Genomic DNA, 16,683 nt, shown 5'->3' with positions numbered 1-16,683 from the left:
GGTTATCCACAGCCTGGTCCCCGTGGATTGTGCACAACATGCCGTAAACTGGCTGTTTTTTGAACGATTGCCTGTGGGCCTTGCAGGACGCGGCCTGCAGAGGGGTCGACACAGGTTATCCACAGGCAGGCGCAGGATAACCTTGGATAACCTTGAAGAGGCTTCAGATCAAGCCGAGCTCTTCGCGCGCCAGTTTTACCAGCAGGTCCAGGTCGATCGGCTTGAGGAGAAAATCCACCACGCTCAGGTGCATGGCAGTAATCGCATCCTTCACGCTGGCATCGCCTGAAATGATGATGATCGGCAGCGCCGCACGCTCCGACTCGCGCACTTCACGGATGAGGTCCAGGCCCGACTCGGGCCCCATGCGCAGGTCGGTGATCAACAGCCCGATGCCCCTGTTGGCGCGCAACTGCAGCATTGCGCCCATGGCGCTGTCGGCCTGCAGGCATTCGATGCCATGCAGCGCCAGAATCTGCGCAAGGACGTCCCGCGTGTCGTCGTCATCATCCACTATCAGCACCAGCTGCGGCGGCAGTGCCTGCACCTGGCCCAGTTCGCTGAGCGCTTCACGCTCGGCATCGCTCAACAACAATTCGTGATCGGACATACGCTTCCCGTCATCCAGAACCTATCCATCTGGCCATTGCGCTCGATCCCGCCTTTTAGACTTACGTCCAATGGGCACCTTCGCCCATGCAGTCGACCATGGCCGAACGATAAAGACAAATCTCCCATAACAACAACTTCCGATTCGACCTATCGAGCGGTAATGGCCATGAGCAAAACCGACGCCTTCACCCAGGCGGGCAAGACCGCGGTGCTGCAGAACATCCACGGCACCGTGCAGTTCCTGCAACGTTTCCCACCGTTCAACCAGATGGAAAACGCCCACCTGGCGTACCTGGTCGAGCAGTGCCAGCTGCGCTTCTATGCCGGCGGTGAAAGCATCATCAAACCGGCCGATGGCGCTGTCGAGCATTTCTACATCGTCAAGCAGGGGCAGGTGGTGGGCGAGCGGCCGCACAGTGCGCGTCGCGGCACCGAAACCACGTTCGAGATCACTGCCGGCGAGTGCTTCCCGCTGGCCGCCCTGCTCGGCGAACGGGCCACGCGCACCGAGCATCTGGCAGCCGAAGACACCTTCTGCCTGCAATTGAACAAGCCGGCCTTCATCAAGCTGTTCGCGCTGTCGACGGTGTTCCGCGACTTCGCCCTGCGCGGGGTGAGCAGCCTGCTCGACCAGGTCAACCAGCAAGTGCAGCGCCAGGCCGTGGAAACCCTGGGCACCCAGTATTCGCTGAACACCCGACTGGGGGACCTTGCCATGCGCCACCCGGTGACTTGCTCAGGCTCTCTGCCGCTGCGCGACGCCGTGCGGCTGATGCACGAGCAGCAAGTGGGCAGCATCGTCATCGTCGATGACCTGAAGGCCCCCCAGGGCATTTTCACCCTGCGCGACCTGCGCCAGGCCGTGGCTGACGCGGCCACCGATTTCGGTGCGGGCATCGAGCGCTACATGATCCCGCGGCCCTTCCATCTCAGCCCTGAAGCCAGCGCCTTCGATGCTGCCGTGGCCATGACCGAACGGCACATCGCCCATGTCTGTCTGGTGAAAGACCAGCGCCTGTGTGGCGTGGTCTCCGAGCGCGACCTGTTTTCCCTGCAGCGGGTGGATCTGGTGCACCTGGCACGCACCATTCGCCATGCCTCGCGCCTAGAACAACTGATTGCCTTGCGTGGGGAGATCAGCGCTCTGGTCGAGCGCATGCTGGCCCATGGCGCATCGTCGACGCAGATCACCCAGCTCATTACCTTGCTCAACGATCACACCGTCTGCCGGGTGATCGAGCTGGTGCTGGAAGAGCGCGGTGATCCGGGCGTGCCTTTCAGTTGGCTGTGTTTCGGCAGTGAGGGCCGCCGCGAGCAGACCCTGCACACCGATCAGGACAACGGCATCGTCTTCGAAGCCCGCGACGCTGCCCACGCTGCCGAAATCCGCGGCAAGCTGCTGCCACTGGCGCACCAGATCAACCTGGCCCTGGCGCAGTGCGGCTTCAGCCTGTGCTCGGGCAACGTCATGGCCAGCAACCCCGAGCTGTGCCTGTCGCGTCTGGAATGGGCACGGCGTTTCGCCGGTTTCATTCGCGAAGCGAGCCCGGAGAACCTGCTCAATTCGAGCATCTACTTCGACCTGCGCACGGTATGGGGCGATGATTCGGCGTGTGCGCAGTTGCGCCGCAGCGTGCTGGAGCAGGTGGCCGACAATCGACTGTTCCAGCGCATGCTGGCGCAGAACGCCTTGCGCCAACGCCCGCCGGTGGGGCGCTTTCGCGACTTCGTGCTGACCCGTCAAGGCAGCGACAAGGCAGCCACCCTGGACCTCAAGGTGCAAGGCCTGACGCCCTTCGTCGACGGCGCGCGCCTGCTGGCCCTGGCCAACGGCATCGACACCGGCAATACCCTGGAGCGCCTGCGCCAACTGGTGGCCAAGGAGGTCATCGACGCGCAGGACGGCGCCGCGTACGAAGAGGCGTACCATTTCATCCAGCAGACGCGCATGCAGCAGCATCAGGCCCAGGCTCGGCAGCACTTGCCCTACTCCAATCGCATCGACCCCGCCGAACTCAACCACCTGGACCGGCGCATCCTGCGCGAGTCGCTGCGCCAGGCCCAACGTCTGCAGGCCAGCCTGAGCCTGAGGTATCAACTGTGAATTTGTTCCGGTGGCGACGGCCACGCCCCACCCCGCTGGCAGTCGAGCTGCAGCAGCGCCTGCAAGGGTTGCCAGGCCCGCAGCCTTTGGCTGACTGCAGCCTGCGCGAACAGCGCTGGGTGGTGCTGGACCTGGAAACCAGTGGCTTGAACCTGAACAAGGACCAGGTGCTGTCGATCGGCGCGGTGGTCATCGAAGACGGCGCGGTGGACTTCTCCCAGCAGTTCGAACGCACATTGCTGCGTGAGCAACCGCGGCTGGGCGCCAGTGTGTTGATCCATGGCCTGGGGCCGGAAGCGATCGCCGCCGGCCAGGCGCCGGCAGACGCCCTGCTCGATTTCATGACCTTCGTCGGCGACAGCCCGCTGCTGGCGTTCCATGCACCGTTCGACGAGCACATGCTGGGCCGCGCGCTCAAGGACAGTCTGGGCTACACGTTGCAACACCCCTTCATCGATGTCGCCGAGCTGGCGCCGATGCTCTGCCCCGATGCGCTGCTGCGCGCAGCTGGACTGGACGACTGGACCATGCATTTCGGCCTGCAGGTCGGCGAGCGTCATCACGCCAGTGCCGATGCGCTGGTCACCGCGGAATTGGCCATGCTGCTGTTCAGCCGTGCGCGCCGCCAAGACCTGGACAGCCCCCGCGCCTTGGCCGAGAAAGTGAGCCAGTGGCGGCGGCGCCAGCAGAACCAGGTGTTCTGACCAGCGCAAAGGCGTGTAAGCACATGATCGCTACCCGACAGCGGTCGCCAGTGTCGACTACAGGTGATAACGTCCTGGCACTCAACGCGCCATGACCCAGCCATCCCTGTGGGGACGGCTGGGTTCTTTTTGCAGGCCCTGAAATGAAAAGCACCACCATCCGCCGCTGGTCCTTCATCCACACCTGGACCAGCCTGATCTGCACCCTTTTCCTGCTGATGCTGGCCATCACTGGCCTGCCCCTGGTGTTCCATCACGAGATCGAACACCTGCTGGGCGATGCGCCACAGTTCCGCGAAATGCCTGCCAATACGCCGCAACTGGATCTGCAACAACTGGTGGAAGCCGCCCAGGCCCATCGTGCGGGTGAAGTGGTGCAATACTTCGGCTGGGACGAGGACGAGCCCCACGGTGTGCTGGCGATTACCGCTGCCACCGCCGACACCGAGCCCAATTCGTCGCACACCTTCATGCTCGATGCGCGTACCGGCGAAGCCGTGGAAACGCCCTCGGCCAACGGTGGCTTCATGATGGTCATGCTGCGCTTGCATGTGGACATGTATGCCGGCCTGCCCGGCAAGCTGCTGCTGGCATTCATGGGTCTGCTGTTCGTGCTGGCGATCGTTTCCGGAGTGGTGCTGTATGCGCCGTTCATGCGCAAACTCACGTTTGGCACCGTGCGCAATCAGAAATCCACCCGCACCCGCTGGCTCGACCTGCACAACCTGATCGGCGTGGTCACCTTGACCTGGGCGCTGGTGGTGGGCGTGACGGGGGTGATCAGCGCCTGCGCCGACCTGCTGATCGGTGCCTGGCGGGCAGAAACCCTCAGCGCCTTGATCGAACCCTACCGCGACGCGCCACCGCTCAAACAACTGGCGCCCGCCACCCGCCTGTTGGACATCGCCCACGGCGCTGCGCCAGGCATGACACCCGACTTCATCGCCTTTCCCGGGACGCGTTTTTCCAGCGAACACCATTACGCGGTGTTCATGCAGGGCGGTACCCACCTGACTTCGCACCTGCTGACGCCGGTGCTGATCGACGCCACCACGCTGGACGTCACTGCCGTGGTCGAACGGCCTTGGTACATGGACGCCATGGGCCTGTCGCAGCCGCTGCACTTCGGCGATTACGGCGGCATGCCGATGCAGATCCTTTGGGCGGCGCTGGATGTATTGACCATCATCGTGCTGGGCAGTGGCGTATACCTGTGGTGGGTCCGCCGCCGCGCCGCCAAGGCCTCTGGCGCAGAGGCCACTGCGTGACGAAAAGGAAGAAGTCGACGTTCTGGCCGGTGTTCCGCATTCCGCTGTTGGTCGGCGTGCTCGGCACCACCGGATTGTTCGCCGCCCTGTTGGGGGATGGCGGATGGGATGCCCTGGCGTGGGTGGGGTTGGGGGTTCCTGCGGTGCTGGGGGTGTGGGGATTGGTGAGGAAGGGCTGAGCTGGGAGGAAGGAAGTTACCCCTGGTTAACTAGGCGGTAATGTTTTGTTTAACTTTATCATCCGAGCAACCGAAGTTTCCAAATCCTACACATCAAACCGTTCTACATCAAACAATCGAAGATCACGCCCTACTTTGAAGCTAATTACTCTGATAGCTCACTGTTAAATATCCTACAATTTTTCAGGACGCAGCACTGTGCGTTAACGTTGTATCGAATCAAACATAATGATATCTCTATCTGCCTCGCACTACGCCCACTGGTTTGCTCGGGCTAATTGTGCATTCAGCTCGTGAACAAACCAACATTGAAATGAGGCCCCATCGGTATGAGGCGTTTCCTGGCGCATGCAGTAACGCAAAGGCCAGCCCTGTTCGGGGCTACCTTGATCACGATATTCATCCTCAAGCTTTCGTTGTTTGCGCCTCCACTCTTGCTGGGTTCCATTATTGACAACCTGTCACTCGACAACAGCGCTGAAAACCTGACGATACCTTATCTGCTCGGTGGTTATGCGTTGGTCATACTGGTGACAGCTGCGGTTGCACCCATCCAGACGTATGTCCTGACTCGACTGGTGCAGCAGACGGTCAAGGATCGATCCATCAGCTGGATGGCGGAGATATTCAGAAAAGAATTCAGCATCTTCAATAATCTGAGAATCGGCCATTTGATCAAAGCGACGGATCGAGGCATTACCGCTCATGAGCAGATACTGAATTTCTTTGTCACCGTTGGGCTGCCCCTGATCATCGAAATCCTTGTCGTCAGCGTTCTGTTTGTGCACTTTGGCGGCGCGCAACTCTTTGCAGCGCTGTTGACGGCGTCATGCATCTATTTATATGTGTGCCACAGAATCATCCAGTGGCGGACTCGACATATCAACGACGTCAACGACAGCGAAGACGAAGTCTCTGAACGTCTGTTCAGCACGCTGCGCGCCGCACGGTCGATCAAGCTGGAAGGCGCGGCAGAACAAACGCTATCCCCGCTCAACCTCGCATTCGAGCGCTACGCGCGTTGCGCTACCACCGTCGCCAGTTCTGCCGCAGCGCTGGGGTCCGCGAAAATGCTCTTCATCGGGCTCGCCACCTGTGGACTTCTGGTGTGGGGCGTTCGAAACCAGGGGATGACAAACCCGACATTGACCATCGGCGAGTTGGTTGCCCTGTGCTCGATTGCGGGTGGATTTCTCACCAACATATCGGGCATTGCCGAAGCCTATCGTTCGGCCCACCAGTTCATGGCTGACAGAGTGAAACTGCAGCAGACCCTCAGCCTTCCGCGATTCGATGGACCGGACCGATCACTGGAACCTGGGACACCCCTCATCTACTCCTTGGAGTTGGCAGCATGGGAGGTGTCAGGCCGACATCTGACGCTCGACGCTTCCCTGCGATTCAAGTCCGATGAGAGCGTGGCCATCACGGGCCCCAGTGGTGCAGGCAAGTCAACACTGCTCGAGTTGCTGGCGGGTATGGATGCGGCGTATCGACAATATCTCTCTTTGAATGGTATCTGCGTCCAGCGTATCTGCGGCGCCTTGCAGCTGCGCGCGCTGCGCTACTGCCCGCAAAGTGCGGTATTTCTGCCGGGCGATCTGGAATCGGGCGTGATGTATGGCCATGCCGCTGAACCTGAACTGCTGGAGCACGCCCGAGAGTTGTCATTGGACGCACTCCTGAGCCAACTAAATCTCAACGATACCGCGTCCAACCTCTCCGGCGGACAGGCCAAGCGCCTTAGCCTGCTTCGGCTGCTCAACAGACCTGGGCGCTTCAATCTTTTTGACGAGCCAACCGCTTCACTCGATCAGGAGCTGGCCATGGCTACGTGGGACACCTTGATGCATGCATTCAAAGGTAAAGGGTTGATCTGCGTTACTCACGATATCGAAGCGTTGGCGCGTTTCGACCAGGTTCTGGTTATTCAGCAGGGCAAGATCGTTGCCGATGGGCCATGGCAGCTGTTGAGAAAGGAGGCAGGTCTGCTCAACGGCATAGCGGAAATGGCAGAACGCTGAGCGTCAGCCCTGTGCGTAACTCGAGCTACGCGCCTGCATTCCTGGCCAAGACAATCCAGGTCCGAGAGCTTTGGATCACAATCAAGTTGGGACGGCTTGACCCCGTCTCCACGCTGATACAGGGTGTTTCCTTATCCAAGGAGAACACCTCATGGCCGTCATGACGCTCTACCACAACCCCGCCTCCCCCTTTGCTCGCAAGGTCATGGTGCTGCTGCATGAGACCGGTCAGTTGGAGCGGGTAGCGCTGAAGACGGTGGCGTTGAGCCCTGTCAGTCCGGATGCGTCAGTGAACCAGGACAACCCGGCCGGGAAGATTCCGGCGTTGGTGCTCGAAGACGGCACTACGCTGCATGACAGTCGGGTGATCCTGGAGTATCTGGATCACCAGCATGTGGGCAACCCGCTGATCCCTCGGGAAGGGGCGTCGCGCTGGCGGCGGTTGACGGTGGCGTCATTGGCGGATGCGATGCTCGACGCGGCCGTGCTGATTCGCTACGAGAAGGCCCTGCGGCCGCCTGAGCTGCACTGGCCGTTGTGGCTGGATAATCAGGCGGAAAAGATCGAACGGGGACTGGCGTATCTGGAGGCCACGGCGGTCGCGGAGTTGAGCGCAGCGTTCGATATCGCAGCGATCGGGGTGGCCTGTGCGCTGGGGTATGTTGATTTTCGCATGCCGGAGTCTGGCTGGCGGCAGCGCTATCCGGGGTTGGCAGGGTGGTATGCCGAGGTGAGTGAGCGCGAGTCGCTGCGCTCGACTGTGCCGTCGGCCTGACAGGCCGGGGTGCTCACGCGACCTCGCACCAGTCCTGTACCTCGAGTCCCTCGACAAAACGAAACGCCTTGTCACTGGCGACCAGTGTCATCCCGGTGGCAAGACTATGGGATGTGCCTCGCAAGCCACGCCCCGAATCAGCAGTCGGGCTTGTCGGCGACGAAGCGGCGGGCAGGGTTTACCGCGGCCTTGAATTCACGCAGGCCCTTGGCGCCGATCAGCAGGGGGTAGTTGAAGCTGCTGCGGTCTACCAGGTTGACCTCGATGGTGCGCTTGACGTCGCCCAGGCACAGCTCCAGGTCGACCACGGGGCGTTGCGAGACTTCGGTACCTTCACCATCGTCGTCTTCTTCGGCGCGGTTCTTGATCTTGCTCATGCGCGAGATCTTGTGCTCGTAAATCTTGTTGTCGGCATCCTTGGTGGCCAGGCGAAAGCGTACCCAGTCGTCGCCGTCGCGGGTGAACGTCTGGATGTCCTTGGCCGACAGCGACGCTGTCAGTGCGCCGGTGTCCATCTTGGCCTTGAGCGTCTGCCCGCCAATTTCGGGCAGCTTGATGTATTCATAGCGACCATACAGGGTCGGCTCTGCTGCCAGCGCGGGCAGGGCCAGTATGGACAACAGGGCGAGTACGTTCTTCACCTGGAATTCCTTCGGGGCAGTGTGCAATGCGCGCAGCATACCCAGATAAAAGTGAAACATTTGTTGACGAAACCCTCGGGCAGAATTGGTTACAGGCGCGCTTGTGCTTATCATTGCCTGCTTCATGAAGCCAGAGTAGCCCTATGCGCCGCCTTCTCACCGGCTGTCTCGCGACCGCCCTTCTGCTGCTCAATACGCTGGTGTTGATCGGCCCCTTGCTGGTGTTCGCCTTGGTCAAGCTGGTGGTACGTGGTCGCTGGCGCGACCATGCCTCGGCGGCGGTCATGTGGATTGCCGAGACCTGGTCGGAGATCGACAAACTGATCTTCAAGGTCTGCACCCGTACCGAGTGGGATATTCGCGGAGCACGCGACCTGCGCAAGGGCACGTCCTACCTGGTGGTAAGCAATCACCAGTCGTGGATCGACATTGCCGCCTTGATCCAGGCACTCAACGGTCGCGCGCCGTTCTTCAAGTTCTTTCTGAAGAAGGAGCTGATCTGGGTACCGTTCCTGGGGCTGGCCTGGTGGGCGCTGGACTATCCGTTCATGAAGCGCTACAGCAAGGCGTTTCTGGACAAGCACCCACACCTCAAGGGCCAGGACCTGGAAATCACCAAGGCGGCGTGCGAGCTGTACAAGCGTCAGCCGGTGACCATCGTCAATTATCTGGAAGGGACTCGCTTCACCCAGGCCAAGCGCGAGCAGCAGGCCTCCCCTTTCCGCTATCTGCTCAAGCCCAAGGCAGGCGGCGTGGCCTTCGTACTGGCCGCGATGGGGCCGCAACTGGATCGCTTGCTGGACGTCACGGTGGTGTATCCGCACGGGCGTATCCCGGGTTTCTGGAACCTGTTGTGCGGGGATGTGCGCAAGGTGATCGTGGATATCAAGTCGCGCAGCATCGATCCGGGCCTGATCGATGGCGATTATGAAAACGATGCGGTATTTCGGCTCAAGGTCCAGAACTGGGTCAACCAGCTATGGACCGAGAAAGACCAACTGATCGGCACGTTGCGCACCGAATCGGGACGTTGATCAGCTGCCGGTGGCGCCCCAGATGCTGCCCAGGCTTTGCAGCAACGGGCCGCCGACACCCTGCTGGCCCAGGTACTGAAGAATGACTGGCGCGAACTGACCGACCATGCCGCTGTTCATGCCCAGCGCGCTGAAGGCGCTGTTCATGTCGCTGGTGGTTTTCACGTCGCCAAGGGCGTTGTTCAGTGCGCTGATGTTTTTCTGGTCGGACTTGCCGAGCAGGCCGCTCAGGCCTCCCAATCCACCCAAGGCGTTGTTGCCCGAAAGCTTGTCGATGCCGGGAACGGATTTGCTCAGTTGCGAATAGTCGGCGGTGCTGAGTTGATTCTTGGCCAGGCCCAGCATGGCGCCGGTGCCGCCGATGGCCTGGGTCGGAGTGATGTTCAGGGTCGAACCCAAGGTGTTCAGCAGGCCTGCGGCTTCCGGGGCTGCAGCGACGGCAGCGTTGTTGCCTTGCTTGCCGTTCTGCAGGGTGGAGGCGGCATTGACCGCGTCGTTCAAATTGAAGGCGAAGGCGGGACTGGTGGCAACGGCCATCAGGGAAGCCAGGGCCATGGCGCGAGTGATGTTCATTGTGCAGCAACCTCGGGGACAGATAGACGGACCGTCGTCAAACGGCAGTTCGGTCCCATTATGTTCCTCGGGGGTGAAAATTGTGTAATGGCAAAGATGAAGCCACGTAGGAGCGGCCCATGGCCGCGAAGGGCGCGCTGCGGTCGTGCAGATACACCGCGGTGGCCTCTTCGCGGCCGATGGCCGCTCCTACAGGGGAGTTGTATGCTCGTTGCAGGAGCGGGTCTGGTCAGGCGGCGCTGAACAGCTTGTGCGGGTCGATGACGAATTTCTTCGGTACGCCCGCGTCGAATTCGCCGTAGCCGCGCGGGGCCTCGTCCAGCGAGATGACTTCCACGCCGACGATATCGGCGATCTTGATGCGGTCCCACATGATGGCCTGCATCAGCTGCCGGTTGTACTTCATCACCGGGGTCTGGCCGGTATGGAAGCTGTGTGACTTGGCCCAACCCAGTCCGAAGCGAATGCTCAGGCTGCCCATCTTCGCCGCCGCGTCCACCGCGCCCGGATCTTCGGTAACGTACAGGCCGGGAATGCCGATCTTGCCTGCCACACGCACCACGCCCATCAATGAGTTGAGCACGGTAGCCGGTGCTTCTGCCTTGGCCCCGCTGTGACCGTGACCGCGTGCTTCGAAGCCTACCGCATCGACTGCGCAATCCACTTCCGGCTCGCCCAGCAAGGCGGCGATCTGCTCGTGCAACGGTGTGTCCTGGGACAGGTCGGCAATCTCGAAGCCCTGGGCCTTGGCATGCGCCAGACGTACCGGGTTGACGTCACCGATGATCACCACTGCCGCACCCAGCAGGCGCGCGGAAGCCGCGGCAGCGAGCCCGACAGGGCCTGCACCGGCCACGTAGACGGTACTGCCAGGGCCAACGCCTGCGGTCACGGCACCGTGATAGCCGGTCGGCAGAATGTCGGAGAGGCACGTCAGGTCGCGGATCTTCTCCATGGCGGCATCGCGGTCCGGCAGCTTCAGCAGGTTGAAGTCCGCATAGGGCACCAGCACGAACTCGGCCTGGCCACCGACCCAGTCGCCCATGTCGACGTAACCATAGGCGCCGCCGGGGCGCGCCGGGTTGACGGTCAGGCAGACGCCGGTGTTCTGCTCCTTGCAGGAGCGGCAGCGGCCGCAGGCGACGTTGAACGGTACCGAAACCAGATCGCCGACTTTCAGGTGTTCTACGTCGCGACCGGCTTCGATGACTTCGCCCGTGATCTCATGGCCCAGCACCAGGCCGACCTGAGCGGTGGTACGGCCACGGACCATGTGCTGGTCGGAGCCGCAGATGTTGGTCGAGACCACGCGCAGGATCACGCCATGCTCGATGCGTTTGCCCCTGGGGTCCTGCAATTTGGGGAAATCGATATTCTGCACTTCGACTTTGCCGGAGCCCAGATACACCACTCCACGATTACCAGACATGCTTTCACCTCGCTGTTTGTTGTTTTTGAGCTTGGGTTTTGCGTGCTGCGGTCATGCGTTTGTTCGTGCGATGCCCTGACGCGGCTCGCGCCGCTGCTACAGGAATGCGCGGTCGTCCGTAGCAGCGGCGCGAGCCGCGTCAATGACGGCGCGGTACATCTGACACATCACATCACATCAGGGCCGAACGCGGCTCGCGCCGCTGCTACAGAACTACCGTGCGGTTGGCGTTGAGGAACACGCGGCGCTCGATGTGGTAGCCAATGGCTCGGGCCAGGGTCAGGCATTCGATGTCGCGGCCCTTGGCGATGAGGTCTTCGGGGTAGTGACTGTGATCGACCACTTCTACACCCTGGGTGATGATCGGGCCTTCGTCCAGATCGTTGTTGATGTAGTGCGCCGTTGCCCCGACCAGTTTGACGCCTTTGTTGTAGGCCTGATGATAGGGTTTGGCGCCCTTGAAACCAGGCAGCAACGAGTGATGTATGTTGATCGCCCACCCGTCCAGACGCCGACACAGCTCTGGCGACAACACCTGCATGTAGCGGGCGAGGATCACCAGTTCGGCGCCGGCCTGCTCGATCACCTGCAACACCTTGCGCTCCTGGGAGGGTTTGTCCTTGGGGTCGAGCGGAAAATGGTAATAGGGAATGTCGTGCCAGCGCGCCAGCGGCTCGAGGTCCGGGTGGTTGGAGATCACCGCGACCACGTCCATCGGCAACTGGCCGATGCGCTGGCGGTAGAGCAAGTCGTTGAGGCAGTGATCGGCCTTGGAAACCATGATCACCACCTTGGGCCGGTATTGCGGCGCGGTCAACTCGAAGATCATGCCGAAGCTGGCTCCGCGCTCGGCGAGGCCTTCGCGAAAGGCAACTTCATCGAAGCCGTCGGGCTGACGAAACTCGACCCTGATGAAGAAGCGCGACGACAGTCGGTCGTCGAACGAGTGGTGCTCGGTGACATAGCAGCCCTGCTCGAACAGGTAGCGCGTAACCGCATCCACCGTGCCCAATACGCTGGGGCAATCGGCGGTGAGGATCCAGGTGTCAGGGGCGCGGCTCATGGGTAGTCCTTTGGTGTCGAGGTCGAAACAACTGTAGGAGCGGTCATCGGCCGCGAACGGCGCACGGTGGTATGTCCGATGCACCGCGGCGCCTGGTTCGCGGCCGATGACCGCTCCCACAGGGCTGTGCAATCCCTGCACTGTCAGGCCTGGATGCTCAGCCCATACTCGGCCGAGGCATCCTGCAACCACAGCCACCAGTAATCGGCGAAGCTGCGGCGGATCAACAGCTCCCAGGTGTCCTCGTCGGTGCGGCGGATCACCAGCTGAGACTTGGCGAACACCGTACCCACCGCCTTGCCTACCGGAAAATTGTTCGGGTGCACATCGTAGCTCGTGGACTTCATCAGCACGTCGCGCACGTTCGGCCCGCTGAGTTCGATCAGCGACTGGCCGCCGCTGACGTTGACCACCGCGACATGCAGCCCGGCCAGCGCTTCGCGCAGGCGTTGCTCGGTGGCCAGTTCCTCGCCACCGGGAACGATCAGCAGCCACTCGTCCGGGCCCAGCCACTGCAGCGACGTGTCGCCGCTGCTGACCAGGCTCAAGGCGCCGGGCAATTCCAGGCCGGTTGCCTTGTGCACGGCGCCGGCAAAGATCGGGTCATGGCCGTCGCCGCGCAGGGTCAGGTGACCCAGCAGCTTTTTCTCGCGCAGGGTCACACCGGCGCCCTGGCGACCCTTGCCCACCAGGCTGGCGAGGTCGGCATGGTGGAGCGGGTCTTCGGCCTTGGCGCCCGAAGCGGGGCGTTGCTGGTATACGTTGACTGTGGTCATTTTGCTGCACCTGTCAGTGAATGCTGTTCAAGCCTGGAAGAAGGTGGTGAGCTCCCGCAGGAGCGGTCATCGGCCGCGAAGGGCTTGCTGCGGTAGGCCTAGCACGCCGCAGCGTGCCTTTCGCGGCCACTGGCCGCTCCTACAGGCGCCTTGTGCTAGATGTTCTGCCGCTCGCCCTTCGGATCGAAGAACACCGAGGAGACGATTTCGGCTTCGATCACGCTGCCATCGGCCTGCGGCGAGAACACCCGTTCGCCCATGCGCTTGAGACCGCCCTTGACCACACCCATCGCGAACGAATAACCCAGCGAGTTGCTGGCATAGCTCGACGTTACGTGGCCGACCATGCTCATGGGGATCGCCTGCTTGGGGTCGAACACCAGCTGGGCACCCTCGGGCAACCACTTGTTCGGATCGACCGGCTTGAGGCCGACCAGCTGTTTGCGCTCGTGGCGCACGGTGTCTTCGCGGTTCATGCCGCGCCAGCCGATCCACGAGAAGGGCTTGGTCCGCCCGACACACCAGCCCATGTTCAGGTCGTCGGGGGTCATCGACCCGTCGGTGTCCTGGCCGACGATGATGAAGCCCTTTTCGGCACGCAGCACGTGCATGGTTTCTGTGCCGTAGGGGGTCAGGTTGTACTGCTTGCCGGCCTCGATGATCTTCTCCAGCACGCCCATGGCGTAGTCGGCCTGGACGTTGACCTCGTACGACAGCTCGCCGGTGAAGGAGATGCGGAACACGCGCGCCGGCACACCCCCCACCTGCCCTTCTTTCCAGGTCATGAAGCCGAAAGCGTCCTTGTCCAGGTCGATGTCGGTCACTTCACTCAGCAGCTTGCGGCTGTTGGGGCCGGACAGGGTCAGGGTCGCCCAATGGTCGGTGACCGAAGTGAAGTACACCTTCAGGTCTGGCCATTCGGTCTGCTGGTAGATTTCCAGCCATTGCAGGACCCGCGCGGCACCGCCGGTGGTGGTGGTCATCAGGAAGTGGTTGTCGGCCAGACAAGCGGTGACACCGTCGTCGAAGACCATCCCGTCTTCCTTGCACATCAGGCCGTAGCGCGCCTTGCCCACGTCCAGCTTGGTCCAGGCGTTGGTGTAGATGCGGTTGAGGAATTCGCGTGCGTCCGGGCCCTGGATGTCGATCTTGCCCAGGGTCGAGGCGTCCAGCAGACCGACGCTGTCGCGCACCGCCTTGCACTCGCGGGCGACGGCAGCATGGATGTCCTCGCCACGCTTGGGGAAGTACCAGGGGCGCTTCCATTGGCCGACGTCTTCGAACTCGGCACCGTTCTTCACATGCCAGGCATGCAGCGCGGTGAAACGCACCGGCTCGAACAGGTGGCCACAGTGACGCCCGGCCACCGCACCGAAGGTGATCGGCGTGTAGTTGGGGCGGAACATGGTCGTGCCCATTTCCGGAATGGTGACGTTCAACGAGCGGGCGGCGATAGCCAGGCCGTTGACGTTGCCCAGCTTGCCCTGATCGGTGCCGAACCCCAGCGCGGTGTAGCGCTTGACGTGCTCGACCGACTCGAAACCCTCGCGGGTAGCCAGTTCGATGGCGGCCGCAGTGACGTCGTTCTGCAGGTCGACGAATTGCTTCGGCGCGCGCGCCGTGTCTTTGTCGTGGGGCACCTGGAACAGCGCCAGGGTCGGCTCTTCGACGCGGGTCAAGACATTGGGCAAGGTCCCTTCGACGACGCCGAAGCCTGTTTCCGAGGCCGCTCGGGCACCGCCTTCGAAACCGTCGGCCATGGCATCGGCCAAGGCATACACGCCGTTCACGCCGCCCACGCACAGGCGTTTCTGCGGTGCTTCGCCCGGCACGAAGCCGAGGATGTCTTCACGCCAGACGGGCTTGCCGCCCAGGTGCGAGGCCAGGTGCACCACCGGGCTGTAACCGCCCGAGCTGCCGACCAGGTCGCAATCGAGCCATTCGCCGGGGCTGACTACCCTGTGCGCCTTGACATCGATGGCAGCGACGCGGGCAGCGGTGACATGCTTGCTGCCGCGAGCTTCGATCACCGCGCTCGCGGTGAGGATGCGAATACCCTTGGCCCGTGCTTCCTCGACCAGCGCGCCGCGCGGGTTGTGGCGGGCATCGGCCACGGCGACCACCTTGAGGCCGGCGTCGTGCCAGTCCAGGGCTACGCGGTAGGCGTGGTCGTTGTTGGTCGACAGCACCAGTTTCTTGCCCGGTGCCACGCCGTATCGACGTACATAGGTGGAGATGGCGCCGGCCAGCATGTTGCCCGGCACGTCGTTGTTGCCGTACACCAGTGGCCGCTCGTGGGTACCGGTTGCCAGCACCACGCGCCCGGCGCGAACCCGGTGCATGCGTTGGCGGACCTGGCCCATCGGCGCACGGTCGCCAAGGTGATCGGTGAGGCGCTGGTGAATGGTCAGGAAATTATGGTCGTGGTAGCCGTTGACCGTGGCGCGGGGCAACAGCACCACTTCAGGCATGCCTGCAAGCTCGCTGATCACTGCGGCGACCCATTCGCCGGCAGGCTTGCCATCGAGGCTTTCACGGGTGTCGAGCAGCGAGCCGCCGAACTCTTCCTGCTCGTCGGCCAGGATCACCCGGGCGCCACTGCGCGCGGCGGCCAGGGCAGCGGCCAGGCCGGCAGGGCCGGCGCCGACCACCAGCACGTCGCAGGTGCGGCTCATGTAGTCGTAGGAATCCGGGTCCACCTCGGTCGGCGAGCGACCCAGGCCGGCAGCCTTGCGGATGTACTTCTCGTAGGTCATCCAGAAGGACTGCGGGTACATGAAGGTCTTGTAGTAGAACCCCGGCGGCATCAGCTTGCCACCGACCTTGCCGAGGATACCCATCATGTCGGTATTAACGTTCGGCCAGCCGTTGGTGCTGGTGGCAACCAGGCCCTGGTACAGCGCCTGCTGGGTCGCCCGCACGTTGGGGATCTGAGTGGCTTCGGTGGCGCCGATCTGCAGCACCGCGTTGGGCTCCTCGGCACCGGCTGCGACGATGCCGCGCGGACGCGAATACTTGAAGCTGCGGCCGATCACGTCGACGCCATTGGCCAGCAGGGCCGAGGCCAGGGTGTCGCCTTCATAGCCGATGTAGGTCGTGCCATTGAAGGTGAAGGTCAGCTTCTTGCTGCGCTCCAGACGTCCGCCGGTGGAGAGGCGATTGACCTGGCTCATGGCTTGTCTCCCGAGGCGATCTGCGGCGCCTCATCAATGGTCTTTTCGACGAACTGCGGCTGGCTGCCGATGCGATAGGTTTCCAGGATCTCGTAGGTCACCGTGTTGCGGGTCGCATTGAAATACTGGCGGCAACCGGCGGCATGGATCCACAGCTCGTGCTGCAGGCCGCGCGGGTTGTTGCGGAAGAACATGTACTCGCCCCATTGCGCGTCGGTGCACGCACCCGGGTCGAGCGGGCGGGCAATGTGCGCCTGGCCCGAGCAGTGGAATTCTTCTTCGCTGCGCAGCTCGCCACAGTGTGGACAGAAGATGTTGAGCATGGTGG

At 62.3% G+C, this 16,683-nt stretch carries 15 protein-coding genes; 7 read left to right on the top strand and 8 right to left on the bottom strand.

Annotated features, from left to right (window positions below):
* Positions 1-163: 163 nt before the first annotated feature.
* On the bottom strand, positions 164-610 hold the full coding sequence (locus tag IFT76_RS14735; RefSeq protein WP_122480421.1) for a response regulator: 447 nt from the start codon (positions 608-610) through the stop codon (positions 164-166).
* Between the two features lie 162 nt (positions 611-772).
* On the opposite strand from IFT76_RS14735, the gene IFT76_RS14730 reads away from it, so the two are divergent.
* The 6 genes from IFT76_RS14730 to IFT76_RS14705 all read left to right on the top strand — a co-directional run bounded on the left by IFT76_RS14730 (position 773) and on the right by IFT76_RS14705 (position 7,666).
* Entirely contained in the window at positions 773-2,716 is a 1,944-nt protein-coding gene (locus IFT76_RS14730) for a putative nucleotidyltransferase substrate binding domain-containing protein (protein ID WP_192059015.1), read from the top strand.
* The gene (locus IFT76_RS14725; RefSeq protein ID WP_192059013.1) at positions 2,713-3,420 is read left to right on the top strand and encodes an exonuclease domain-containing protein; all 708 of its coding nucleotides are present in this window, start codon (positions 2,713-2,715) and stop codon (positions 3,418-3,420) included. Before IFT76_RS14730 ends, IFT76_RS14725 begins: the two co-directional genes overlap by 4 nt.
* A 143-nt stretch (positions 3,421-3,563) precedes the next feature.
* Positions 3,564-4,688: a PepSY-associated TM helix domain-containing protein gene (locus IFT76_RS14720; protein WP_185794953.1), complete on the top strand. Its 1,125-nt coding sequence runs from the start codon at positions 3,564-3,566 to the stop codon at positions 4,686-4,688.
* The gene (locus IFT76_RS14715; protein ID WP_192048076.1) at positions 4,685-4,867 is read left to right on the top strand and encodes a hypothetical protein; all 183 of its coding nucleotides are present in this window, start codon (positions 4,685-4,687) and stop codon (positions 4,865-4,867) included. Before IFT76_RS14720 ends, IFT76_RS14715 begins: the two co-directional genes overlap by 4 nt.
* 329 nt (positions 4,868-5,196) lie before the next feature.
* Positions 5,197-6,891, top strand: coding sequence for an ATP-binding cassette domain-containing protein (locus IFT76_RS14710; protein ID WP_192059011.1), 1,695 nt, complete (start codon positions 5,197-5,199; stop codon positions 6,889-6,891).
* A gap of 160 nt (positions 6,892-7,051) precedes the next feature.
* On the top strand, positions 7,052-7,666 hold the full coding sequence (locus IFT76_RS14705; RefSeq protein ID WP_122480662.1) for a glutathione S-transferase: 615 nt from the start codon (positions 7,052-7,054) through the stop codon (positions 7,664-7,666).
* A gap of 137 nt (positions 7,667-7,803) precedes the next feature.
* Here the strand turns inward: IFT76_RS14705 and rloA2 are convergent, their stop codons facing one another.
* A complete protein-coding gene (gene rloA2, locus IFT76_RS14700) occupies positions 7,804-8,307 on the bottom strand; it encodes a retropepsin-like aspartic peptidase RloA2 (protein ID WP_192055815.1) in 504 nt (167 codons plus the stop codon).
* Between the two features lie 143 nt (positions 8,308-8,450).
* Here rloA2 and IFT76_RS14695 point away from each other — a divergent pair, with 143 nt between their 5' ends.
* The gene (locus IFT76_RS14695) at positions 8,451-9,341 is read left to right on the top strand and encodes an acyltransferase (RefSeq protein ID WP_185794947.1); all 891 of its coding nucleotides are present in this window, start codon (positions 8,451-8,453) and stop codon (positions 9,339-9,341) included.
* Here IFT76_RS14695 and IFT76_RS14690 read toward each other — a convergent pair whose 3' ends face one another.
* The 6 genes from IFT76_RS14690 to IFT76_RS14665 all read right to left on the bottom strand — a co-directional run bounded on the left by IFT76_RS14690 (position 9,342) and on the right by IFT76_RS14665 (position 16,678).
* Positions 9,342-9,914: a DUF2780 domain-containing protein gene (locus IFT76_RS14690; RefSeq protein ID WP_122480429.1), complete on the bottom strand. Its 573-nt coding sequence runs from the start codon at positions 9,912-9,914 to the stop codon at positions 9,342-9,344.
* 229 nt (positions 9,915-10,143) lie between these two features.
* Positions 10,144-11,343 (bottom strand): formaldehyde dehydrogenase, glutathione-independent, encoded by a 1,200-nt coding sequence (fdhA, locus tag IFT76_RS14685; RefSeq protein ID WP_122480430.1) that lies wholly within the window; start codon positions 11,341-11,343, stop codon positions 10,144-10,146.
* A 205-nt stretch (positions 11,344-11,548) separates the two neighbouring features.
* Complete coding sequence (gene purU / locus IFT76_RS14680) at positions 11,549-12,406, bottom strand: formyltetrahydrofolate deformylase (protein WP_185794946.1); 858 nt, start codon at positions 12,404-12,406, stop codon at positions 11,549-11,551.
* Between the two features lie 143 nt (positions 12,407-12,549).
* Positions 12,550-13,182, bottom strand: coding sequence for a sarcosine oxidase subunit gamma (locus tag IFT76_RS14675; protein ID WP_122480432.1), 633 nt, complete (start codon positions 13,180-13,182; stop codon positions 12,550-12,552).
* A gap of 155 nt (positions 13,183-13,337) precedes the next feature.
* On the bottom strand, positions 13,338-16,355 hold the full coding sequence (locus IFT76_RS14670; RefSeq protein ID WP_122480433.1) for a sarcosine oxidase subunit alpha: 3,018 nt from the start codon (positions 16,353-16,355) through the stop codon (positions 13,338-13,340).
* Positions 16,352-16,678, bottom strand: a complete 327-nt coding sequence (locus IFT76_RS14665) for a sarcosine oxidase subunit delta (protein WP_122480434.1) — start codon at positions 16,676-16,678, stop codon at positions 16,352-16,354. The genes IFT76_RS14670 and IFT76_RS14665 overlap by 4 nt, the downstream gene beginning before the upstream one ends.
* Between the last annotated feature and the right edge of the window lie 5 nt (positions 16,679-16,683).

This window comes from Pseudomonas sp. CFBP 13727, assembly GCF_014841915.1.
In the GTDB taxonomy this organism is placed as follows: Bacteria; Pseudomonadota; Gammaproteobacteria; order Pseudomonadales; family Pseudomonadaceae; genus Aquipseudomonas; species Aquipseudomonas baltica.
This window is presented reverse-complemented; position numbering and strand designations above follow the sequence as displayed.

Excerpts from the sequence above, each read along its gene's own strand:
- IFT76_RS14705 (WP_122480662.1), top strand. The coding sequence starts at position 7,052 with ATGACGCTCTACCACAACCCCGCCTCCCCCTTTGCTCGCAAGGTCATG.
- IFT76_RS14670 (WP_122480433.1), bottom strand. The coding sequence starts at position 16,355 with ATGAGCCAGGTCAATCGCCTCTCCACCGGCGGACGTCTGGAGCGCAGC.
- purU (WP_185794946.1), bottom strand. The coding sequence starts at position 12,406 with ATGAGCCGCGCCCCTGACACCTGGATCCTCACCGCCGATTGCCCCAGC.
- IFT76_RS14675 (WP_122480432.1), bottom strand. The coding sequence starts at position 13,182 with ATGACCACAGTCAACGTATACCAGCAACGCCCCGCTTCGGGCGCCAAG.
- IFT76_RS14730 (WP_192059015.1), top strand. The coding sequence starts at position 773 with ATGGCCATGAGCAAAACCGACGCCTTCACCCAGGCGGGCAAGACCGCG.
- fdhA (WP_122480430.1), bottom strand. The coding sequence starts at position 11,343 with ATGTCTGGTAATCGTGGAGTGGTGTATCTGGGCTCCGGCAAAGTCGAA.
- IFT76_RS14710 (WP_192059011.1), top strand. The coding sequence starts at position 5,197 with ATGAGGCGTTTCCTGGCGCATGCAGTAACGCAAAGGCCAGCCCTGTTC.
- IFT76_RS14695 (WP_185794947.1), top strand. The coding sequence starts at position 8,451 with ATGCGCCGCCTTCTCACCGGCTGTCTCGCGACCGCCCTTCTGCTGCTC.
- IFT76_RS14720 (WP_185794953.1), top strand. The coding sequence starts at position 3,564 with ATGAAAAGCACCACCATCCGCCGCTGGTCCTTCATCCACACCTGGACC.
- IFT76_RS14690 (WP_122480429.1), bottom strand. The coding sequence starts at position 9,914 with ATGAACATCACTCGCGCCATGGCCCTGGCTTCCCTGATGGCCGTTGCC.
- IFT76_RS14665 (WP_122480434.1), bottom strand. The coding sequence starts at position 16,678 with ATGCTCAACATCTTCTGTCCACACTGTGGCGAGCTGCGCAGCGAAGAA.
- IFT76_RS14735 (WP_122480421.1), bottom strand. The coding sequence starts at position 610 with ATGTCCGATCACGAATTGTTGTTGAGCGATGCCGAGCGTGAAGCGCTC.